This is a genomic window from Streptomyces sp. NPDC050418 (genome assembly GCF_044458745.1).
Classification (GTDB): Bacteria; Actinomycetota; Actinomycetes; order Streptomycetales; family Streptomycetaceae; genus Streptomyces.
Genome location: NZ_JBITIG010000007.1, coordinates 349,949 through 371,212, shown reverse-complemented (window position 1 = coordinate 371,212; position 21,264 = coordinate 349,949). Strand labels below are relative to the sequence as shown.

Genomic DNA, 21,264 nt, shown 5'->3' with positions numbered 1-21,264 from the left:
CCGGTGTTCCGGCCCCTTGCAAGGCGCTGACCAGCGGCTGTTCCCGTTCTCCGGGATTTACTTGGAAATCCAAGCAAAATCGCAGGTCAGACGGGGTTTCGCAGATATGCGATCCCCTGGGTAACGTGCTTTGTACAGGGCGCTCGCCGGGGCACCTGTCACGCCTGATCCCGTCCACCCCGAGCGCACCCACCCCGTGCGCGGGTACGGATACAGGTGAGCCGCACTGGTTCCCGGCCGATCCCGGGGGCCGGACCGACGGAGGAGTACACGTGACCGTGGAAAGCACCGCCGCGCGCACACCGCGCCGCACCAGCGGTGGCAAGCGCGCCGCGAGCAAAGCCGGTACCAAGGCCGGCGCCAAGACGACGGCGAAGGCCACCCAGGCCGCTCGGAATGCCGAGCCCGAGCTCGTCCAGCTGCTGACCCCCGAGGGGAAGCGCGTCGAGCACCCCGACTACGCCATCGACCTGAGCGCCGACGAGCTGCGCGGCCTGTACCGGGACATGGTCATGACCCGGCAGTTCGACGCCGAGGCCATCGCGCTGCAGCGCCAGGGCGAGCTGGGCCTGTGGCCCTCGCTGCTCGGCCAGGAGGCCGCCCAGATCGGCTCGGGCCGCGCCACGCAGCACGACGACTACGTCTTCCCGACGTACCGCGAGCACGGCGTCGCCTGGTGCCGCGGGGTCGACCCGGCGAAGCTGCTCGGCATGTTCCGCGGCGTGAACAACGGCGGCTGGGACCCGAACACCAACAACTTCCAGCTGTACACGATCGTCATCGGCTCGCAGGCGCTGCACGCCACCGGGTACGCCATGGGCGTCACCAAGGACGGCGCCGACTCGGCCGTGGTCGCGTACTTCGGTGACGGCGCCTCCAGCCAGGGCGATGTGATGGAGGGCTTCAACTTCGCCGCCGTCTACAACGCGCCGGTCGTGTTCTTCTGCCAGAACAACCAGTGGGCGATCTCGGAGAGCAACGAGAAGCAGTTCCGCGTGCCGCTGTTCCAGCGTGCCCACGGCTTCGGCTTCCCGGGCGTCCGCGTCGACGGCAACGACGTCCTCGCGGTGCTCGCCGTCACCCGTGCGGCCCTGGACCGGGCCCGCCGTGGCGAGGGTCCGATGCTGATCGAGGCCTTCACCTACCGGATGGGTGCCCACACCACCTCCGACGACCCGACGAAGTACCGCCGGGACGAGGAGCGCGAGGCGTGGGAGGCCAAGGACCCGATCCTGCGCCTGCGCACCTACCTCCTCGCCGAGGGCATGGCCGACGAGGCCTTCTTCGAGGACCTCGAGAAGGAGTCCGAGGCGTTCGGCAAGCAGGTCCGCGAGGCCGTGCGCACCATGCCGGACCCGGATCTCATGGCGATCTTCGAGAATGTCTACGCGGACGGGAGCGCCCTCGTCGACGAGGAGCGCGCGCAGTTCGCCGCTTACCAGGCGTCCTTCGCGGACGCGGGCCACGGAGAGGGCAAGTAACCATGGCCGTACAGAAGCTTCCCCTCGCGAAGGCGATCAACGAATCGCTGCGTACCGCCCTGGAGAACGACCCGAAGGTCGTGCTCATGGGCGAGGACATCGGCAAGCTCGGCGGTGTCTTCCGCGTCACCGACGGTCTGCAGAAGGACTTCGGTGAGGAGCGGGTCATCGACACCCCGCTGGCCGAGTCCGGCATCGTCGGCACCGCGATCGGTCTGGCGCTGCGCGGCTACCGCCCGGTCGTGGAGATCCAGTTCGACGGCTTCGTCTTCCCCGCGTACGACCAGATCGTCACGCAGCTCGCCAAGATGCACGCGCGCTCGCTCGGCACGGTCAAAATGCCGGTCGTCATCCGCATTCCGTACGGCGGCGGCATCGGCGCGGTCGAGCACCACTCGGAGTCGCCCGAGGCCCTGTTCGCGCACGTCGCGGGCCTCAAGGTGATCTCGCCGTCGAACTCGCACGACGCGTACTGGATGCTCCAGCAGGCCATCCAGAGCGACGACCCGGTGATCTACTTCGAGCCCAAGCGGCGCTACTGGGACAAGTCCGACGTCGACACCGAGACCATCCCGGCGCCCGTGCACCAGGCCCGCACCCTCCGTGAGGGCACGGATCTGACGCTGGTGGCGTACGGCCCGATGGTGAAGGTCTGCCTCGAAGCGGCCGCGGCAGCCCAGGAGGAGGGCAAGTCGGTCGAGGTCCTCGATCTGCGGTCGATGTCCCCCATCGACTTCGACTCGATCCAGGCCTCCGTCGAGAAGACCGGCCGTCTTGTGGTGGTCCACGAGGCGCCCGTCTTCTACGGTTCGGGTGCGGAGATCGCCGCGCGGATCACCGAGCGGTGCTTCTACCACCTCGAAGCCCCTGTGCTGCGGGTCGGCGGTTTCCACGCGCCGTATCCGCCGGCGCGGCTCGAGGAGGAGTACCTGCCCGGGCTCGACCGGGTGCTCGACGCCGTCGACCGCTCGCTGGCGTACTGAGGAGAGGGTCGTGACAGTCATGACTGAACAGCGCTTCCGCGAGTTCAAGATGCCGGACGTCGGCGAAGGACTCACCGAGGCCGAAATCCTCAAGTGGTACGTCAAGCCCGGTGACACCGTCACCGACGGCCAGGTCGTCTGCGAGGTCGAGACCGCCAAGGCCGCGGTCGAACTGCCCATTCCGTACGACGGTGTGGTGCACGAGCTGCGCTTCCCCGAGGGCACCACGGTCGATGTCGGCCAGGTGATCATCTCGGTGGACGTGGCGCCCGGGTCCGGGCCCGTGGAGGCCGCCGCGGCTCCCGCGCCCGCTCCTGCCGCGGAGCCCGCCTCGGAGGCCGCCGAGCCCGAGGGCCGCCAGCCGGTGCTCGTCGGGTACGGGGTCGCGCAGAGCTCGACCAAGCGCCGGGCCCGCAAGGGGGCCGAGGTTCCCGTCCAGGAGCCGGCGCCCGCGGGCACGTACTACGCCTCGCCCGCGGCGGCGATCCAGGGCGAACTGAACGGGCACGCCCCGGTCGCGGCTCCTGCCGCGCCCGTCGCCCCGGCCGGTGGCGCGCGTCCGCTCGCCAAGCCTCCGGTGCGCAAGCTCGCCAAGGACCTGGGCGTGGACCTCGCCACGGTCACGCCGAGCGGTCCGGACGGGATCATCACGCGGGAGGACGTACACGCGGCCGTGGCCGCGGTGTCGGCCCCCGTGGCCGCGCCAGCGCCCGTTTCACGTGAAACAACCCCCGTTGCGCAGGCGCCCGTTCAGGCCACCCCGGTCGCGGGTGCCCGCGAGACCCGTATCCCCGTCAAGGGCGTACGGAAGGCCACCGCGGCCGCGATGGTCGGCTCGGCGTTCACGGCGCCGCATGTCACGGAGTTCGTGACGGTCGACGTGACGCGCACGATGAAGCTGGTCGAGGACCTGAAGTCCGACAAGGACATGCAGGGCCTGCGGGTCAACCCGCTGCTCCTGATCGCGAAGGCGCTGCTCGTCGCGATCAAGCGGAACCCCGACGTCAACGCCTCGTGGGACGACGCGGCCCAGGAGATCGTGCTCAAGCACTACGTGAACCTGGGTATCGCGGCGGCCACCCCGCGCGGCCTGATCGTGCCGAACATCAAGGACGCGCACGACAAGACGCTGCCCCAGCTGGCGGCCTCGCTCGGTGAGCTGGTGTCCACCGCACGCGAGGGCAAGACGACGCCGGCGGCCATGCAGGGCGGCACCGTGACGATCACCAACGTGGGCGTCTTCGGCGTCGACACCGGTACGCCGATCCTCAACCCCGGCGAATCGGCGATCCTCGCCGTCGGCGCGATCAAGCCGACCCCGTGGGTCCACAAGGGCAAGGTCAAGCCACGCCAGGTCATGACCCTGGCCCTCTCCTTCGACCACCGTCTGGTGGACGGGGAGCTGGGCTCCAAGGTCCTGGCGGACGTGGCAGCGATCCTGGAGCAGCCGAAGAGGCTGATCACCTGGGCGTAACCGCCCGTCCCGCACACGAGGGCCCGGGGTGCTGAGCACCCCGGGCCCTGTGCACGTCAGCAGAACCCGCAGAAAGTCCCACCATGCGTCTCTCCACCGCCCCCTGGGTGCTGCTCGCCACCTTCTCGGGCACCCTCATAGCCCTCCAGTCCCGCATCAACGGGGAGTTGGCCGCCGGGCTCGGCGGAGACGGGTTCGCCGGGGCGGTGGTCTCGTTCGGGTCCGGGCTCGTCGTGCTGGCGCTCGGGCTGCTCGCGTTTCCCGCGGGGCGGCGCGGGGTGCGACGCGTGCGCGATGCCGTACGGGGGCAGCGGCTCAAGTGGTGGCAGGTGCTCGGGGGGTTCGGGGGCGCGACCTTCGTGCTCGCCCAGGGGCTGACGGTCACCGCGCTCGGGGTCGCCCTGTTCACCGTCGCCGTCGTGGCCGGTCAGGTCGGCGGCGGGCTCGTCTTCGACCGGATGGGGCTCGGGCCGGCGGGCCCGCAGAAGCCCACCCGCAGACGGGTCGTCGGGGCCGCGCTGGTGCTGCTCGCCGTCGGGATCTCCATGGCCGACAAGGTCGGCGGCGGCTTCCCGTACGCGATGCTCGCACTCCCCCTCGTCGCCGGCGTCTTCGTCAGCTGGCAGCAGGCCGTCAACGGCCATGTGAAGAACACCGCGGGCTCCGCGTACACCGGCACCTTCTTCAACTTCGCCACCGGCACGACCGCGCTGCTCGCCGTCCTCCTGGTACACGCGGCGATCAAGGGGCTGCCGGACGGGCTGCCCTCGCAGCCCTATCTCTACGCCGGCGGCGTCATCGGGATCGTCTTCATCTCCATCGCCGTCGCCGCCGTGCACAAACTCGGGGTCCTGGTGCTCGGTCTGTGCACCATCACCGGCCAGCTGATCGGCTCGCTCGGCCTCGACCTGCTGCTGCCCCACGGTGACGCCGAGGTCACCGCGGCCACCTTCGCCGGAGCCGCCCTCGCTCTCGGGGCCGTGGCGCTGGCCGCCGTCGCCGGACGGCGCACTCCGCGCATCGTGGCGGCCGGTGATCCGCGCGTCCTGCCCGCCCCCGTGGCCGAGAACAGCCGCTGAACCGTCCGTATCCCGGACCCCTCCGCCGCACGCACACATGTTGTATCTAAGCTGTGCGCATGCCTGCCCCAGCCGCCTCGGCCCCCACCCCCGCTCCCACGGCGAGCCTCAAGCAACCCCCCGCCGCCGAACGCGTCTACCAGCACGTCAAGCAGGCCGTCCTGGACCGGCGTTACGAGGGCGGCACGCTCCTCACCGAAGGGGAACTCGCGGCCGACGTGGGCGTCTCGCGCACCCCCGTACGCGAGGCGCTCCTGAAGCTGGAGGTCGAGGGGCTGCTGAAGCTGTACCCGAAGAAGGGCGCCCTGGTGCTGCCGGTATCGGCGCAGGAGATCGCCGACGTCGTCGAGACGCGGCTGCTCGTCGAGGAGCATGCGGTGCGCAAGGCGGTGCCCGCCCCGCCGCGCCTGATCGCCCGCCTGGAGGAACTCCTCGCGCGGCAGCGGGAACAGGCCGAGGCCGGCGACTATGCGGCCGCCGCCCAGTCCGACCGCTGCTTCCACGCGGAGATCGTGCGCAGCGGCGGCAACGAGATCCTCAGCCGGCTCTACGACCAGCTGCGCGACCGCCAGCTGCGGATGGGCATCGCCGTGATGCACTCCCACCCGGACCGCACCGCCAAGACCCTCGGCGAGCACTCCGAGATCCTGGAGGCGCTGCGCGCGGGCGAGACGGACGCCGCGGTCGCCGTGATCCACCGCCACATCGGCTGGTTCCACACGCTCGCCCGCGGGGAAGCCCGATGAGCCCAGCCTCCGTACGGCTCCCCGGGGACCCGCCCGGCGGCCGGAAGGCCGTCCTCGTCTGGTCGGTCGGCGTCGCCGTCTACTTCGTCGCCGTCATCTTCCGTACGTCCCTGGGCGTGGCCGGACTCGACGCCGCCGAGCGCTTCGACGTCGGTGCCTCCGCCCTGTCCACCTTCTCGATCCTCCAACTGCTCGTGTACGCGGGCATGCAGATACCCGTCGGCCTGCTCGTCGACCGCCTCGGCACCAAGCGGGTGCTGACCATCGGCGCCGTGCTCTTCACGCTCGGCCAGCTCTCCTTCGCCCTCGCCCCCTCGTACGGCATGGCGCTCGCCGCCCGCGCCCTGCTCGGCTGCGGCGACGCGATGACGTTCATCAGCGTCCTGCGCCTGGGCACCCGCTGGTTCCCGGCCCGCCGCGGCCCGCTCGTCGCCCAGCTCGCCGGACTGATCGGCATGGGCGGCAACCTCGTCTCCACCCTGCTGCTCGCCCGGCTCCTGCACGGCGTCGGCTGGACGGCGGCGTTCGTCGGCAGCTCGCTGGCCGGTGTGGTCGTCCTCGCCCTGATGCTGCTCTTCCTCAAGGACCACCCCGAGGGCCACGCCCCCGCTCCCGCGCAGTCCCAGGGACTTGCCTTCGTACGCGGCCAGATAGCCGCCGCGTGGCGGGAACCCGGGACGCGGCTCGGGCTGTGGGTGCACTTCACCACACAGTTCCCGATGATGGTGTTCACCCTGCTGTGGGGGCTGCCGTTCCTCGTCGAGTCACAGGGCCTGAGCCGCGGCGAGGCCGGTGAACTCCTCACGCTCACCGTCCTGTCGAGCATGACCATCGGCCTCGTCTACGGCCAGATCATCGCCCGCCACCACACGGCCCGCACCCCGCTCGCGCTCGGCACGATCGCGCTGACCGCCGCGCTCTGGGCCCTCACTCTCGGCCCGTTCGGCGACGACGCGCCGCTGTGGCTGCTCATCCTGCTCTGCGTCGGACTCGGCACCTGCGGCCCGGCCTCGATGATCGGCTTCGACTTCGCCCGCCCGGCGAACCCGCCCGAACGGCAGGGCACCGCGAGCGGCATCGTCAACATGGGCGGCTTCGTGGCCTCCATGACGACCCTGCTCGCGGTCGGCGTCCTGCTCGACGCGACCGGCGACAACTACCGGATCGCGTTCTGCTCCCTCTTCGTCCTGCAGGCCCTGGGCGTCACCCAGATCCTCCGGCTGCGCCGGCACGCGGCCCGCCGCGAGCGCGAACGGCTCGTGGCCAGCCGCGTGGAGGCCGTGCACGTGCCGGCGTAGCGAGACCTCGCTCTACGGCGTGACGGCGAAGTTGTCGAGGATGGCCTGCGCCAGCGCCTGGTCCCCCTCGACCTTGATGCGGTCGGCGACGGCGGCCGGCTTCACACGGCCGGTGGCCAGCCGGTAGAAGGTCTCCCAGTCGAGCGCGAGGGTCACCGCGGGGCCGAGCGAGGGTGCACCGTCGATCGTGCCCTTGCCCTCGGCGTCGATCCGTACCGTCCGCAGGAAGTCCACCGGGCCGTGCACATCGAAGACGACGGCCGAACTCGCGGGCGCTCCGGCCCGCTTGGCGACCACCTTCGGCAGCGCGGAGAGCAGCACATCGCGGGTGACGAGGGCGCCGGGGGAGTCGATGTTTCCGGGCTTGGCGAGCACGGACCGCAGGTCCTGCTCGTGCACCCACACGTCGAACGCCCGCTTGCGCGTGGCCTCTTCGAGGGTCTCCTCGCTGCCGAGCGGGCCGCGCACCTTGTGGCCCGGGTCGCGCGTCTCGTTCCGCAGCTGCCGCGAGCGGCGGATGATCGTGTACTCCAGCTCGGAGGTCATCTCCGGCGCGGTGTGGTGCCGGCGCACGTCGACCTGCATCTCCATGTACCGCTGCAGCTCGGTCTTCACGTGGTACAGGTCGCGCGGCAGCGTGTGGATGGGCCGCGGGTCGCCGAGCATCTCGCAGTCGAGGCCGATGACATGGGAGACGATGTCGCGCACCGACCAGCCGGGGCAGGGGGTCGCCCGGTTCCACTCGCCCTCCGCGAGCGGCTGCACCAGCTCGGATATCGCTTCCACGGAGTGGGTCCAGGCGTCGGCGTAGGACTGAAGGCTGGGATGGAGACTCACAGGACGGGACCCCTCGGGCGGTTCGGGTGCGCGGGCTCGGCGACGGCGTAAGGCATACGGGGAGGCTCTCGCGCCCTTAAGTTACGCTGCCGCAAGGGCCCCACGCAGTGCTTTCGAATGACGATCGTAGGCGTTGTCGACCCGTGGCCTGCCGGTTCGAATGCCAGGACGGTGGTACTGTGCGCGCCTCGCTCATTCAGATCGATGTAAACCCGGATGAACCGGTCAATTCTCGTCGTGAGCGCGCGGCTTCACTCGTGCGCGCCGAGGCGGGCGCCGATCTGGTGGTCCTGCCCGAGCTGTGGCCGACCGGAGCCTTCGCCTACGAACTCTTCGCCGACGAGGCCGAACCGCTCGACGGGCCCACGTACACCGTGATGGCGAAGGCGGCGCGGGACGCAGGGGTCTGGCTGCACGCGGGCTCGGTCGTCGAGCGGGCCGCCGACGGCACCCTCTACAACACGGCGCTCATCCTGTCCCCGGACGGCGGACTCGCCGCCACGTACCGCAAGATCCACCGCTTCGGCTTCGACAAGGGCGAGGCCGTCCTGATGGGCGCGGGCACCGAGCCGGTGACCGTCGCGCTGCCGGAGACCACGCTCGGCATCACCACCTGCTACGACCTGCGCTTCCCCGAGCTGTACCGCACCCTCGTCGACCACGGCGCCGAGACCCTGATCGTCTCGGCCGGCTGGCCCGAGCGCCGCCGCGCCCACTGGACGCTGCTCGCGCAGGCGCGCGCGGTGGAGAACCAGTCCTACGTCCTCGCGGTCGCCACCGCGGGCACCCACGCGGGCGTCGAACAGGCCGGGCACTCGACGGTCGTCGACCCCTGGGGCGAGGTGCTCGCCGAGGCGGGCTCCGGCGAGGAGGTCCTGCGGGTGGAGTTCGACCCGGCGAAGACGGCGGCGACGCGGGAGCAGTTCCCGGCCCTGAAGGACCGCGTGCTGGGCCTGGCCCCGCCCCGCGGCTGACTCACCCCTTCTCCTCAGTCCACCGGCCCGTCCAGCCGCTCCTTCTCCGCGAGCCGGATCACGCACACCGCGATGGCGATCATCAGCGAGGGGTCGGCCTCCTCGCGTACGACATCGACGCCGTACGTGTCCCGGACGCGCAGCCACCGCCGCGAGATGTGCGCGAGCATCTCGCCCTCGTACTCGACGACGAACTCCCGGTCGAGGATCTTCCCGCTGACGTCCAGCTCGGTGCCGTCCACGAGCCGGACGCGGTAGTGGTTGCGCAGCAGCGAGAACCGCTTCTTGCGGACGACGGCGAGCGCCTCGCCGCCCCGCTCGATGGTCATCGCGTCCCGCAGGCTGAACACCTTGGCCCGGATGTCGATCAGCACCCGGCCCTCACGGTCCTTCAGCTCGAAGGTCTCCCTGAGCCGCATCGCCTTGCCGTCGACGAAAAAGGCCTTGTGGCCCTGCTCGTCCTCGATCCAGTAGTCGTCACCGATGCCGAGCAGCCGGTCGCGTACGAGATATTTCATGCCGGTATGGGTACCCAGCGGGCCCGGTTCCGAGCGGGCCCGCGCGAGTGGCAAGCTTGAACCATGAACGATGCAGCCCCTGCCCCCCGCCGTGCCCGCGTCCGTGCCCCCGAGCTGATCGGCAAGGGCGGCTGGCTGAACACCGGAGGCAAGGAGCTGACCCTCGCGGACCTGCGCGGACGCATCGTCATCGCCGACTTCTGGACCTTCTGCTGTGTGAACTGCCTGCACGTCCTCGACGAACTCCGCGAGCTGGAGCAGAAGCACGCCGACACCGTCGTGATCGTCGGTGTGCACTCGCCGAAGTTCGTGCACGAGGCCGAGCACGCCGCCGTCGTCGACGCGGTCGAGCGCTACGAGGTGCACCACCCGGTGCTCGACGACCCCGAGCTCGCCACTTGGAAGCAGTACGCGGTACGGGCCTGGCCCACGCTCGTCGTCATCGACCCCGAGGGCTATGTGGTCGCCCAGCACGCGGGTGAGGGGCATGCGCACGCGATCGAGAAGCTGGTCGAGGAGCTGGAGGCCGAGCACGAGGCGAAGGGGACGCTGCGGCGCGGTGACGGTCCCTACGTGGCGCCGGAGCCGGTCGCGACCGACCTCCGCTTCCCCGGCAAGGCGCTGCTGCTGCCCACGGGGAACTTCCTGGTCTCGGACTCGACCCGGCACCAGCTCGTGGAGATGGACGCCGACGGCGAGACGGTCGTACGGCGGACCGGCACCGGTGAGCGCGGCCTCGCCGACGGGCCGTCCGACGCAGCGCAGTTCAGCGAGCCGCAGGGGCTCGCGCTGCTGCCCGACGGGCGGGTGATCGTCGCGGACACCGTGAACCACGCGCTGCGGACGTACGACCCGTCGACCGGCGTGGTGGAGACGGTGGCCGGCACGGGACGCCAGTGGTGGCAGGGCTCGCCCACCTCCGGGCCCGCCCGTGACGTGGACCTGTCCTCGCCGTGGGACGTGGCGTGGTTCGACGGCCTTGTCTGGATCGCCATGGCCGGTGTGCACCAGCTGTGGACGTACGACCCCGCGGACGGGACCGTGCAGGTCGCGGCGGGGACGACCAACGAGGGTCTGGTCGACGGTCCGGCCGCCGAGGCCTGGTTCGCGCAGCCCTCGGGCCTCGCGGCCACCGAGGAGCGCCTCTGGATCGCCGACTCGGAGACGAGCGCGCTGCGGTGGATCGACCGGGAGAGGGTCGTGCACTCGGCCGTCGGCACCGGTCTCTTCGACTTCGGTCACCGCGACGGCGCGGCGGACCAGGCGCTGCTCCAGCACCCGCTGGGCGTCACCGCGCTGCCCGACGGCTCGGTCGCGGTCAGCGACACGTACAACCACGCGCTGCGCCGCTACGACCCGTCGACGGACGAAGTCACCACGCTGGCCACGGACTTGCGCGAGCCCTCGGCCGCCGTGCTCGCCGGCGACGACATCGTGGTCGTCGAGTCGGCCCGGCACCGTCTGACCCGGCTGCGCCTTCCCGAGGAGGCCGTGCGGGTGGAGGCCGTCGCGCACCGTACGCAGCGGGCGGCGACCGAAGTCGCCCCCGGGAAGCTGCAGTTGGACGTGGTCTTCCAGGCCCCGGCCGGCCAGAAGCTCGACACGCGGTACGGCCCGTCGACCCGTCTGCTCGTCTCGTCCACCCCGCCGGAGCTGCTGCTCGCCGGTGAGGGCGCGGGGACGGATCTGGCCCGTTCGCTCGACCTGAACCCCGAGGTCACGGAGGGCGTGCTGCACGTGTCGGCGATGGCGGCGTCGTGTGACGACGACCCGGCGAACGAGTACCCGGCCTGCCACGTCCACCAGCAGGACTGGGGCGTCCCGGTCCGCCTCACCGAGGGTGCGACGGACCGGCTGGCGCTGGTCCTGGCGGGGATGGACGCGTAGCGCCCACCCCCCGGATGCCCTTGGCCGTCTAGCTGAGCGCCATGTCCAGGTCCTGCTGCCAGTACGTCACCTTCGGCTCGTAGATGAACAGGTCGTCCACCTTGAAGGTCTCCGGCTGACCGAACTGCAGCGTCGAACCGTCCGCGCCGATCTTCTTGATCAGGTCGGCGGAGACGGTCTTGGCGTGCGACTTCGTGCCGTCGTCCGCCTGGTCCGCCGGGCTCGTGTTGAGCCCGGCGTACGCGGAGGCGCCCGGCTTCAGCGTGACGACGGCCTGCGGCTTGGTGTCCTCGCGGCCCTCCGCGGTGCCGTCGAGGTCGGGGCTGAAGCTGACGACCGGGTACGACAGCACGGTGCAGGTGCGCTGCGAGGTGTTCGTGAGCGTGATCAGCTGGTAGTTGACCGGGCGCGGGGCCTTCGCGACGGTCATCTTGGTCTCGGCGCCGGTGCACGGCCCGGAACCGCCGCCGCCCGTGCCGGGCTTGGACGGCTTCTTCGTGGGCGTGGTGGCGGCGCCGGAGTCCTTGCCCTTGTCCTTGGAGGGCGTGCCCGTGCCGGAGTCCGACCCCTTGCCGGAATCCTTCGACGAGTCCTTCGAGGAGCCCTTCGAGGACGAACTGCCCCCGGACGACTTGCGTCCCGAGTCGGAGTCCGAGCACCCGGTCAGGGCCAGGCCGAGTGCCGCCGTGGCGGCGATGGCGAGTGCGGCGCGCCCGCGCAGCGTCGTACGCATGATGAGTCCCCCGTGCTGAAGTGCGGTCTGGGTGCGGCCTTCGTACCGTCCCGTGCAGCAAGACGACGACTGCCGCGCCCCAGTTCCCTCAACTCGCTCATCCGTACGGCCTGTTCGGCCCTCCTTGCGGCGCGTACGCCTCAGCTCTCCAGGAACGCCGTCAGCGCGCTCGCGAGCAGGTGCGGGTCGTCCGAGCCGCACAGTTCGCGGGCGCTGTGCATCGAGAGGATCGCGACACCGATGTCGACCGTCTTGATGCCGTGCCGCGCCGCCGTGATCGGGCCGATCGTGGTGCCGCAGGGCATCGCGTTGTTGGAGACGAAGTGCTGGTACGGGACCCCTGCGCGCTCGCACGCGTCGACGAAGACCGCACGGCCCGAACCGTCCGTCGCGTAGCGGTTGTTGACGTTGACCTTGAGGATCGGCCCGCCGTTGGCGCGCGGTTGGTGCGTCGGGTCGTGGCGCTCGGCGTAGTTGGGGTGGATGGAGTGGCCGGTGTCGGAGGACAGGCAGACGGTGCCGGCGAAGGCCCGCGCCTTGTCCTCGTACGAGCCGCCGCGCGCGAACACGGAACGCTCCAGGACGCTGCCGAGCAGCGGTCCGTCGGCGCCCGTGTCGGACTGCGAGCCGTTCTCCTCGTGGTCGAAGGCGGCGAGGACCGGGATGTACGACAGGTTCCCGTCGGTCGCTGCGGCGGCGAGCGCGGCCGTCGCCGCGTGCACCGACAGGAGGTTGTCCATCCGCGGGCCCGCGAGCAGCTCCTTGTCGCGGCCGAGGTAGGCGGGCGGCTCGATGGAGTGCACCATCAGGTCCCAGCCGGTCACGTCGCCCGCGGTGATCCCGTTCTCCTCCTCCAGGAAGGAGATGAGGTCGCCTTCGCGGGCGTCGCCGAGGCCCCAGATGGGCTGCATGTGCTTCTGCTTGTCGAGCTGCAGGCCCTTGTCGTAGATCCCGCGGTCCATGTGGATCGCGAGCTGCGGTACGCGCAGGAGCGGACGGCCCACGTTCACCAGGCGGGTCGTGCCGTCGCGCAGCGAGAGGCGGCCCGCGAGGCCCAGGTCGCGGTCGAGCCACGAGTTGAGCAGCGGCCCGCCGTAGATCTCCACGGCCACCTGCCGCCAGCCGTACGCACCCGAGTCAGGGAGCGGCTTCACACGCAGGTTGGGGGAGTCGGTGTGGGCGCCGACGATACGGAACGGGGTGTGGGCGCTCGCGCCCTCAGGCACGTACCAGGCGATGATCGCGCCGCCGCGCAGCACGTACTTGCCGCCGCTCGTGGCGTCCCACTCGGCCGCCTCGTCCACCTGCCGGAACCCGGCCTTCTCCAGCCGCTCGGCCGCGCTCGCGACCGCGTGGTACGGGGTGGGGCTCGCGGCGAGGAAGGAGATCAGGTCGTCGGTGTGGCCACGGTCGAACCGGGCGGTTGCGCTGCTGCTCATGGCTTCACCTTAACGACGGGGGCGCGTGGGCTCCCGGGGAGCCGGACTCAGTCGCCCAGGGCGGCCGAAGGGGTGTCACCGCCGGCGGCCTGCCCGGCCCGCTCGCTGACCACGGCGGCCAGGTCCACGAGCGTGTCGAGGTCCACCTTCTTGTCGGCGGCGGCCTCTCCGCTGATCTGCAGCACGGTCGCGCCGACCCGCACCTGGACATGGGCGACCGGACCGCCCCTGGAGCCGTAGTCACTGCGCACAGCGCCGCGCTCGTCGCCGAGATCCCCGGCGTCCAGCTTCTGCGGCTTCGCGACGGACTCGGACACGCGCTTCCACAGGAAGTCGTACGCGGGCTGCGCCCCGTCGGCGTCCTCGGCCGCGAGGACGGTGACGGTCACCGAATACGGTGCGCCCGGCGGCGTATAGCTGCCCTGGGTGTAGAACCGCAGCCCGTCACAGGCGGTCTTCTTCTCCTCCGCGACACCGCACACCCCGGCCCGGGAGATCTTCGGCAGCGGCTCCGCCGCGTCCCGGAGACCGACCTTCCAGCCGGGTACGGCCTCGCCGTCCGGCAGGACGGACTGCACCTGCTTCTTGTCCAGCGGCCCGGCCGCGGAGTCCTCCGTACCGCCGCATCCGGCGAGCAGCGCCAGGGCCGTCCCCAGTGCGGCGATCGACCCGTACCTCTTGAAACCCATGACCGGCCCCTCCTCGTGAACGCCGCCGATCATACGGACGGCCCGCCCCCCGACCGGGGCGGGCCGTAACCGTACGGAACGAGGTGAACGGCTAGAACGCCGCCTCGTCCAGGTCCATCAGACCGAGGTCCACGCCCTCGGCGAGCTTGCGCGCACCCGTGACGCCGGGCAGTACGTTCGCGGCGAAGAACTTCGCGGCCGCGATCTTGCCGGTGTAGAAGGCGACGTCCTTCGCGGAGGCGGTCGGCAGCTTCTCGGCGGCCACCGCGGCGGCCTTGAGGAGCAGGTAGCCGACGACCACGTCACCGGAGGCGAGCAGCAGACGGGTCGTGTTGAGACCCACCTTGTAGATCTCGCGCACGTCCTTCTCGGTGGCCGCGAGGTCGGTGAGCATGAGGCCGACGATGGCCTCCAGCTCGACGGCCGCCTTGGCGAGCTGGTCGCGGGCGGTGGAGAGCTCCTCGCCGCCGGTGCCGACCGCGAGGAACTTCTTGATGTCCTCGGCGAGCGCGTTCAGCGCGGCACCCTGGTTACGGACGATCTTCCGGAAGAAGTAGTCCTGGCCCTGGATCGCGGTCGTGCCCTCGTAGAGGGTGTCGATCTTCGCGTCCCGGATGTACTGCTCGATCGGGTACTCCTGCAGATAGCCGGAGCCGCCGAAGGTCTGCAGGGACTGCGCGAGCTGCTCGTACGCCTTCTCCGAGCCGTAGCCCTTCACGATCGGCAGGAGCAGGTCGTTGAGGGCCTCCAGGTGCGAGGTGTCCTCGCCGGCGGCCTCCTTGACCATGATCTCGTCCTGCACGGAAGCGGTGTGCAGCACGAGGGCGCGCATGCCCTCCGCGTACGCCTTCTGCGTCATGAGCGAGCGGCGCACGTCGGGGTGGTGCGTGATGGTGACCTTGGGCGCGGCCTTGTCCATGAACTGCGCGAGGTCCGGGCCCTGCACGCGCTCCTTGGCGTACTCCAGGGCGTTCAGGTAACCCGTCGACAGCGTGGAGATCGCCTTCGTGCCGACCATCATGCGGGCGAACTCGATGATGCGGAACATCTGGCGGATGCCGTCATGCTTGTCGCCGATCAGCCAGCCGACGGCCGGGTGCTGGTCGCCGAAGGTCATCTCGCACGTGTTGGAGGCCTTGAGGCCCATCTTGTGCTCGACGTTCGTGGCGTAGACGCCGTTGCGCTCGCCCAGCTCGCCGGTCTCGAAGTCGAAGTGGAACTTCGGCACGAGGAAGAGGGACAGGCCCTTCGTGCCGGGGCCGTGGCCCTCGGGGCGCGCGAGGACGTAGTGGAGGATGTTCTCCTCCATGTCGTGCTCACCGGACGTGATGAAGCGCTTCACGCCCTCGATGTGCCAGGAGCCGTCGGCCTGCTGCACGGCCTTGGTGCGGCCGGCGCCCACGTCCGAGCCGGCGTCCGGCTCGGTGAGGACCATGGTGGAGCCCCAGAGCTTGTCGACGGCGATCTTCGCCCACTTCTTCTGCTCTTCCGTGCCCTCCTCGAAGAGGATCCGGGCGAAGGCGGGACCGGAGGAGTACATCCAGATCGCCGGGTTGGCGCCCAGGATCAGCTCCGCGTACGACCAGATCAGGGACGGCGGGGCGGTGGTGCCGCCGATCTCCTCGGGCAGGCCCAGACGCCAGTACTCGGAGTCCATGAAGGCCTTGTACGACTTCTTGAACGACGCCGGGACCGGGGCCGTGTTGGTCTCCGGGTCGAAGACCGGCGGGTTGCGGTCGGCGTCGGTGAAGGACTCGGCCAGCTCGTTCTCCGCGAGGCGGGTGAGCTCGGCGAGCACGCTCTTGGCGGTGTCCGTGTCCATCTCCGCGAACGGGCCGTTGCCGTACAGCTTGTCGCGGCCGAGCACCTCGAAGAGGTTGAACTCGATGTCGCGGAGATTCGACTTGTAGTGCCCCATGGCGACGGCTCCGTATAAGTCCGGGAGGAGTGGATCCGGCCTACGGTCCGGCAGGATCCTCGTATGCGTACCAGCTAGTAGTAAGAATGATGCTACCCGTCGGTAATAAGACGCAACCCCAAACCGGCCATCTGTGACCGTCGCCATTTGTGACCCGATACGCTCGACCCCATGTACGGCTACGACCAGAGCCCCGGCGGGCAGCAGCAGTACACCCCGCCCATGCCCCCGCCGCAGGGGCAGATGCCCGGCGGCATGCAGGGCGGTATGCAGGGCGGATACGGCCAGCAGCCCCCGCTCTACCCCGAGCCGTCCCCGCCGTCCCTCGCGGACGCGGTGCGCGCGTTCACGACCGGTTCGATGGCCGCCGAGGACTTCCAGCAGATCTTCGCGACCTCGAAGGTCTACTGCCCGCGCGGCGACAACCCCGGCTTCCTCGCCCTGCACAACACCCAGCAGCCCGTGATCCCGATGTTCACCTCGCTCAAGGAGTTGCGGCGCTACGCGGGCAAGGAGTCCAAGTACTTCGTGATCACCGGCGCCGAGGTCATCGACCTGCTGCCGACGGGGTACGGCTTCGTCCTCGATATGGAGGGCGAGCACCGGATGGTCTTCGACGCGAAGGCCGTGGAGCAGATGGTCGACTTCGCGATGCGCAGGATGTACGGCTGACCGCCCCTGCACAGGTCTTCGTGGGCGCCCGGGAGGAATACCTCCCGGGCGTTCCTCGTTCCGGGTGGCAGAAAGTTCGAGATTCAACTACTCTCGAATCACGAAGGAGGTACCGACCATGCCTGCTGTAACTGTCGAGAACCCGCTGACCCTGCCCAAGGTGGCCGCTCCCGCCGACGCGGTGGCGCGCAAGGTCCTTGCCGTGACGACCGCTCCGTCCGGCTTCGAGGGGGAGGGCTTCCCGGTGCGCCGCGCGTTCGCGGGCATCAACTACAAGTACCTCGACCCGTTCATCATGATGGACCAGATGGGCGAGGTGGAGTACGGGGCAGGCGAGCCCAAGGGCACCCCGTGGCACCCCCACCGCGGCTTCGAGACGGTCACGTATCTGATCGACGGCACCTTCGTGCACCAGGACTCCAACGGTGGCGGCGGCACCATCCGGAACGGTGACACCCAGTGGATGACCGCCGGTTCGGGCCTGCTCCACATCGAGGCCCCGCCGGAGTCGCTCGTCATGTCCGGCGGCCTGTTCCACGGGCTGCAGCTGTGGGTGAACCTGCCCGCCAAGGACAAGATGATGGACCCGCGCTACCAGGACATCCGCGGCGGCCAGGTCCAGCTGCTCAGCTCCCCCGACGGCGGCACGCTGCTCCGGGTCATCGCCGGTGAGCTGGACGGGCACGAGGGCCCGGGCATCACGCACACGCCGATCACGATGATCCACGCGACCGTGCGGCCGGGCGCCCAGGTCACGCTGCCCTGGCGCTCCGACTTCAACGGTCTCGCGTACGTCCTGGCCGGGCGCGGCACCGTCGGCGAGGAGCGGCGTCCCGTGCACATGGGGCAGACGGCCGTCTTCGGTGACGGCGGTTCGCTGACGATCCGGGCGGACGAGCAGCAGGACGGGCACACCCCCGACCTCGAGGTCGTCCTGCTCGGCGGGCAGCCGATCCGGGAGCCGATGGCGCACTACGGCCCGTTCGTCATGAACACCAAGGCCGAGCTGCAACAGGCCTTCGACGACTTCCAGGCGGGCCGCCTGGGCGTCGTCCCGACGACGGAGCGGATGCCGCACACGTAAGACGCGTGGCGACGGTCGAGAACGCACGGCCTGGTTGACGCACGGCCTGGAGAACGCACGGCCTGAGGAGCCTTCCGGCTGCTCAGGCCGTCGCGTCTTTTCCGTGCCCGTACTGCTCCCGTCCGTGCCCGTACTGCTCCCGCAGCTCCGAGTAGATCCCGAACGCCGCCGCCGTCAGCGGTACCGCGAGGAGCATCCCGAGGATGCCCGCGACCGAAGCGCCCGCCGTGATCGCGATCATCACGACCGCCGGGTGCATCTGCACGGTCCGGCTCTGGATCATCGGCTGCAGGACGTGTCCTTCGAGCACCTGCACCGCGAGCACCACGCCGAGCGCCCACAGCGCGATGACCCAGCCGCGGTCGGCGAGCGCCACGAGCACGGCCACCGCGCCGGAGATGAACGCTCCGAGATACGGGATGTAGGCGCCGACGAACACCAGCGCACCGAGTCCGACGGCGCCCGGCACCTGCAGGATCAGCAGGCCCACGGTGATGCAGATCGCGTCGATCAGCGCGATCAGCGTGGTGCCGCGCATGAAGCCCTCGATGGCCTCGAAGGCCCGGCGGGCCATGGTCTCGATCGCCTCGCCGCGGCCGCGGGGCGCGAGCGAGTGCATCGCGGTGACGGCGCGTTCGGAGTCCCGCAGGAAGAAGAAGACGAGCAGCAGCGCGAGCACGGCCATCGCGATCATCTCGCCGACGACGCTGACCCCGCTGATCACGCCGGACGCCGCGGTGCCGCCGAACTTGCTGAGCAGGTCCTTGGAGTTCGCGGCGAGATCGTCGAGCGAGGTGCCGGCCGCGCCGAGGTGCTCGGCGAGGGACTTCGCGGCCTGCCGGAGCGAGGCGATGATCTGGTCGCCGGTCTCGATCAGGGCGCTGACGACGATGTACCCGGCGCCGCCGACCACGAGCACCACGGCCGCGCAGGTCAGCCCGGCCGCCAGGGACTTCTGCACCTTCATCTGCAGCAGGCGCCGGTACAGCGGCCCGAGCAGCGCCGTCCCGAGGAGGGCGAGCAGGACGGGCGTGACCGCGGTCTTGAGGTGGACGCACAGCCAGATCCCGACGGCGGCCAGCGCGATGAGCAGCAGTGCGAGGACGCACCAGGCGCCGAGTCGGCGGGCGGGTTCGGGCAGCAGGGTCAGCACCCTCCCAGCCGATCATCACCGCGCGGGCGGCGCACGGCGGGCGCCCCCGCTGGGGTGACGGACCGTCAGAGCTGCAGCATCTCGTACAGCTCGAACCAGATCGCCTTCCCCTGCCCCCGCGGGTCCACGCCCCACGCGTCCGCGAGGAGTTCCATCAGGACCAGGCCGCGGCCGGACGAGGCGAGTTCGCCGGGGCGGCGTTTGTGCGGCAGGTCGTCGCTGGAGTCCGAGACCTCGACGCGCAGCCGGCGTTCGCCGACGTCACCGCGGGCCTCGGCGACGAGCAGCGCGTCGCCGTCGGTGTGCACGAGGACGTTGGTGACCATCTCGGAGACCAGCAGGACCGCCGAGTCGACCTGGTCGGGGTCGGACCAGTCGCGCAGCAGATCGCGCAGCTGGTGGCGGCACTCGGCGATCCGGGCGGGCTCGGCCTGGGCGACGGAGAGCATGATGCGGCGGACCGTCTCGTGCACGGCGGGGCGGTCGCCGCCGGGGCTCGGGCGGCCGAGCAGGACGACGGCGATGTCGTCCTCGCGGCGGTCGGCGAGATGGCCGATGGAGCGGTGCGAGGACGGGCCGTGGACACCCTCGACGAGGGCGTCGGCGAGCACTTCGAGGTCGTCGCCGACGTGCTCCTCGATGATCGGCTGCAGCCGTGTGAAGCCGGTGTACAGGTCGTGGCCGCCGGTCTCGATGAGGCCGTCGGTGCAGAGCATCATCAGCTCGCCGGGTTCGAGGGTGATCGAGGTCGTGGGGTAGTCGGCGTCGGGGTCGATGCCGAGCGGCAGCCCGCCCGCGGTGGGGCGGATCATGGCGGTGCCGTCGCTGGTGCGCACCACCGGGTCGGGGTGGCCCGCCCGCGCGATCTCCAGGCGTCCGGTCGTCGGGTCGGCCTCCACGTACAGGCAGGTCGCGAAGCGCGGGTCCGCGGTGCCGCCCGCGTCGGGGCCGCCGGTGGAGCCGTACGTGATCGAGTCCGTGATGCCGTACAGGAAGCGGGAGGCGCGGGAGAGGACCGCGTCGGGGCGGTGGCCCTCGGCCGCGTACGCGCGCAGGGCGATCCGCAGCTGGCCCATCAGGCCGGCCGCGCGCACGTCGTGGCCCTGGACGTCGCCGATGACAAGGGCGATCCGGCCGCCGCCCGCGGGGGTGCCGCCGGGCAGCGGGATCATGTCGTACCAGTCGCCGCCGACCTGCAGTCCGCCGCCGGTCGGGATGTAGCGGGCGGCGATGGACAGGCCCGGTATTTCGGGGCCGAGGGTCGGCAGCATGGACCGCTGCAGGCCCTCGGTGAGCTCCCGCTCGGACTCGGCGGCGCCCGCGCGCGACAGGGCCTGGGCGAGCATCCGGGCGACGGTCGTCAGGACGGAGCGCTCGTCGGGCGTGAACGAGACGGGGTGGGCGAAGCCCGCCATCCACGCGCCCATGGTGCGCCCCGCGACGGTCAACGGCAGGAACGCCCAGGACCGGCGCTCGAAGCGCTGCACGAAGGGCCAGGCGGCGGGGTAGCGGGTGCGGTACTCCTCGGGGCTGGAGAGGTAGATCGCGCGGCCGCTGCGGACCACGTCGGCGGCCGGGTAGTGGGCGTCCAGCTTGAAGTTGCGGAAAGGTTTCTCGTCGTCGTCGGTATGGCCGTGGTGGCCGATGACGGTGAGGTGGTCGCCCTCGACGCCGAAGACCGCGAGCCCGTTCGGCTCGAAGCCGGGCATGGACAGGGCGCCGGCCACGCGCAGCACCTCGGCGGTGGAGCGGGCCTCGGCGAGGGCGCGGCCCGCGTCCAGGAGGAAGGCCTCGCGCGAGCGGCGCCAGTCGCCGGTGACGGGGGCGCGGGCGGAGGCGTCCGGGTGCGGCTCGCTGACCTCCTGGATCGTGCCGATCAGTTCGACGCGGTCGGGGTGCACCAGCGGTTTCGTACGGCAGCGGACGGTACGCAGGACCTGGTGGCGGTCGTCCATGACGCGCAGCCGGGCCTCGGCGAGGGTGCCCTCCAGGATGGCGAGGTTGACGACGCCGCTGATCTCGGACCAGTCCACCGGGTGGAACCGGGAGCGCACGGCGGCCTCGGTGACCGCGACGGCGCCCTCGGCCTGGGCCCCTGCACTGCCCAGGTCCATCAGCCGGGCCGCCTCGGCGTCGATCACGGCGACGCCGGTCGCGCTGTCCCATCGCCACAGCCCGGTGGCGACGGCTCCCAGCACGTCCCCGACGGGGGGCAGGCAGGCGGCCCGCTCGTCATCGGGGTCCGTTCGCATTGCCCCACTTTAAGTTCGTACAGGATGAAGGTGCACTTTCATGGGGT

General features: G+C 70.8%; 18 protein-coding genes. 10 read left to right on the top strand and 8 right to left on the bottom strand.

Annotation, left to right across the window (positions count from 1 at the left end; translation table 11 throughout):
• Positions 1-272: 272 nt before the first annotated feature.
• The 6 genes from pdhA to ACIBI4_RS19410 all read left to right on the top strand — a co-directional run bounded on the left by pdhA (position 273) and on the right by ACIBI4_RS19410 (position 7,061).
• A complete protein-coding gene (pdhA, locus tag ACIBI4_RS19435; protein WP_399205144.1) occupies positions 273-1,481 on the top strand; it encodes a pyruvate dehydrogenase (acetyl-transferring) E1 component subunit alpha in 1,209 nt (402 codons plus the stop codon).
• Between the two features lie 2 nt (positions 1,482-1,483).
• Positions 1,484-2,464, top strand: a complete 981-nt coding sequence (locus ACIBI4_RS19430) for an alpha-ketoacid dehydrogenase subunit beta (protein WP_399205143.1) — start codon at positions 1,484-1,486, stop codon at positions 2,462-2,464.
• Positions 2,465-2,483: 19 nt separating this feature from the next.
• Positions 2,484-3,938 (top strand): dihydrolipoamide acetyltransferase family protein, encoded by a 1,455-nt coding sequence (locus ACIBI4_RS19425; RefSeq protein ID WP_399205303.1) that lies wholly within the window; start codon positions 2,484-2,486, stop codon positions 3,936-3,938.
• Positions 3,939-4,021: 83 nt separating this feature from the next.
• Positions 4,022-5,017 carry a DMT family transporter gene (locus ACIBI4_RS19420; protein WP_399205142.1) on the top strand — a complete coding sequence of 332 codons (996 nt, stop codon included), beginning with the start codon at positions 4,022-4,024 and terminating at the stop codon, positions 5,015-5,017.
• A gap of 59 nt (positions 5,018-5,076) precedes the next feature.
• Positions 5,077-5,763: a GntR family transcriptional regulator gene (locus tag ACIBI4_RS19415; RefSeq protein ID WP_399205141.1), complete on the top strand. Its 687-nt coding sequence runs from the start codon at positions 5,077-5,079 to the stop codon at positions 5,761-5,763.
• The gene (locus ACIBI4_RS19410; RefSeq protein ID WP_399205140.1) at positions 5,760-7,061 is read left to right on the top strand and encodes a nitrate/nitrite transporter; all 1,302 of its coding nucleotides are present in this window, start codon (positions 5,760-5,762) and stop codon (positions 7,059-7,061) included. The genes ACIBI4_RS19415 and ACIBI4_RS19410 overlap by 4 nt, the downstream gene beginning before the upstream one ends.
• 12 nt (positions 7,062-7,073) lie before the next feature.
• Here the strand turns inward: ACIBI4_RS19410 and ACIBI4_RS19405 are convergent, their stop codons facing one another.
• Positions 7,074-7,898 (bottom strand): maleylpyruvate isomerase family mycothiol-dependent enzyme, encoded by an 825-nt coding sequence (locus tag ACIBI4_RS19405; RefSeq protein ID WP_399205139.1) that lies wholly within the window; start codon positions 7,896-7,898, stop codon positions 7,074-7,076.
• 179 nt (positions 7,899-8,077) lie between these two features.
• On the opposite strand from ACIBI4_RS19405, the gene ACIBI4_RS19400 reads away from it, so the two are divergent.
• Positions 8,078-8,872, top strand: a complete 795-nt coding sequence (locus ACIBI4_RS19400; protein WP_399205138.1) for a carbon-nitrogen family hydrolase — start codon at positions 8,078-8,080, stop codon at positions 8,870-8,872.
• Between the two features lie 14 nt (positions 8,873-8,886).
• Here ACIBI4_RS19400 and ACIBI4_RS19395 read toward each other — a convergent pair whose 3' ends face one another.
• The gene (locus ACIBI4_RS19395) at positions 8,887-9,390 is read right to left on the bottom strand and encodes an LURP-one-related/scramblase family protein (RefSeq protein WP_399205137.1); all 504 of its coding nucleotides are present in this window, start codon (positions 9,388-9,390) and stop codon (positions 8,887-8,889) included.
• A 63-nt stretch (positions 9,391-9,453) separates the two neighbouring features.
• Here ACIBI4_RS19395 and ACIBI4_RS19390 point away from each other — a divergent pair, with 63 nt between their 5' ends.
• Positions 9,454-11,277, top strand: coding sequence for an NHL domain-containing thioredoxin family protein (locus ACIBI4_RS19390; RefSeq protein ID WP_399205136.1), 1,824 nt, complete (start codon positions 9,454-9,456; stop codon positions 11,275-11,277).
• Positions 11,278-11,305: 28 nt separating this feature from the next.
• Here ACIBI4_RS19390 and ACIBI4_RS19385 read toward each other — a convergent pair whose 3' ends face one another.
• The 4 genes from ACIBI4_RS19385 to ACIBI4_RS19370 all read right to left on the bottom strand — a co-directional run bounded on the left by ACIBI4_RS19385 (position 11,306) and on the right by ACIBI4_RS19370 (position 16,056).
• Positions 11,306-12,010 carry a DUF4232 domain-containing protein gene (locus ACIBI4_RS19385; protein WP_399205135.1) on the bottom strand — a complete coding sequence of 235 codons (705 nt, stop codon included), beginning with the start codon at positions 12,008-12,010 and terminating at the stop codon, positions 11,306-11,308.
• A gap of 140 nt (positions 12,011-12,150) precedes the next feature.
• Complete coding sequence (locus ACIBI4_RS19380) at positions 12,151-13,449, bottom strand: M18 family aminopeptidase (RefSeq protein ID WP_399205134.1); 1,299 nt, start codon at positions 13,447-13,449, stop codon at positions 12,151-12,153.
• A 47-nt stretch (positions 13,450-13,496) separates the two neighbouring features.
• The gene (locus ACIBI4_RS19375) at positions 13,497-14,138 is read right to left on the bottom strand and encodes a hypothetical protein (RefSeq protein ID WP_399205133.1); all 642 of its coding nucleotides are present in this window, start codon (positions 14,136-14,138) and stop codon (positions 13,497-13,499) included.
• 91 nt (positions 14,139-14,229) lie between these two features.
• Positions 14,230-16,056 carry an acyl-CoA dehydrogenase gene (locus ACIBI4_RS19370; protein ID WP_399205132.1) on the bottom strand — a complete coding sequence of 609 codons (1,827 nt, stop codon included), beginning with the start codon at positions 16,054-16,056 and terminating at the stop codon, positions 14,230-14,232.
• A gap of 171 nt (positions 16,057-16,227) precedes the next feature.
• Between ACIBI4_RS19370 and ACIBI4_RS19365 the strand changes: the two genes are divergently transcribed.
• Both ACIBI4_RS19365 and ACIBI4_RS19360 read left to right on the top strand, forming a co-directional pair.
• The gene (locus ACIBI4_RS19365; RefSeq protein ID WP_399205131.1) at positions 16,228-16,728 is read left to right on the top strand and encodes an SseB family protein; all 501 of its coding nucleotides are present in this window, start codon (positions 16,228-16,230) and stop codon (positions 16,726-16,728) included.
• 118 nt (positions 16,729-16,846) lie between these two features.
• Positions 16,847-17,812, top strand: coding sequence for a pirin family protein (locus ACIBI4_RS19360; RefSeq protein WP_399205130.1), 966 nt, complete (start codon positions 16,847-16,849; stop codon positions 17,810-17,812).
• An 82-nt stretch (positions 17,813-17,894) separates the two neighbouring features.
• On the opposite strand, the gene ACIBI4_RS19355 is transcribed toward ACIBI4_RS19360, so the two are convergent.
• Both ACIBI4_RS19355 and ACIBI4_RS19350 read right to left on the bottom strand, forming a co-directional pair.
• Entirely contained in the window at positions 17,895-18,962 is a 1,068-nt protein-coding gene (locus ACIBI4_RS19355; RefSeq protein ID WP_399205302.1) for an AI-2E family transporter, read from the bottom strand.
• Between the two features lie 68 nt (positions 18,963-19,030).
• The gene (locus ACIBI4_RS19350; RefSeq protein WP_399205129.1) at positions 19,031-21,217 is read right to left on the bottom strand and encodes a SpoIIE family protein phosphatase; all 2,187 of its coding nucleotides are present in this window, start codon (positions 21,215-21,217) and stop codon (positions 19,031-19,033) included.
• Positions 21,218-21,264: the final 47 nt, after the last annotated feature.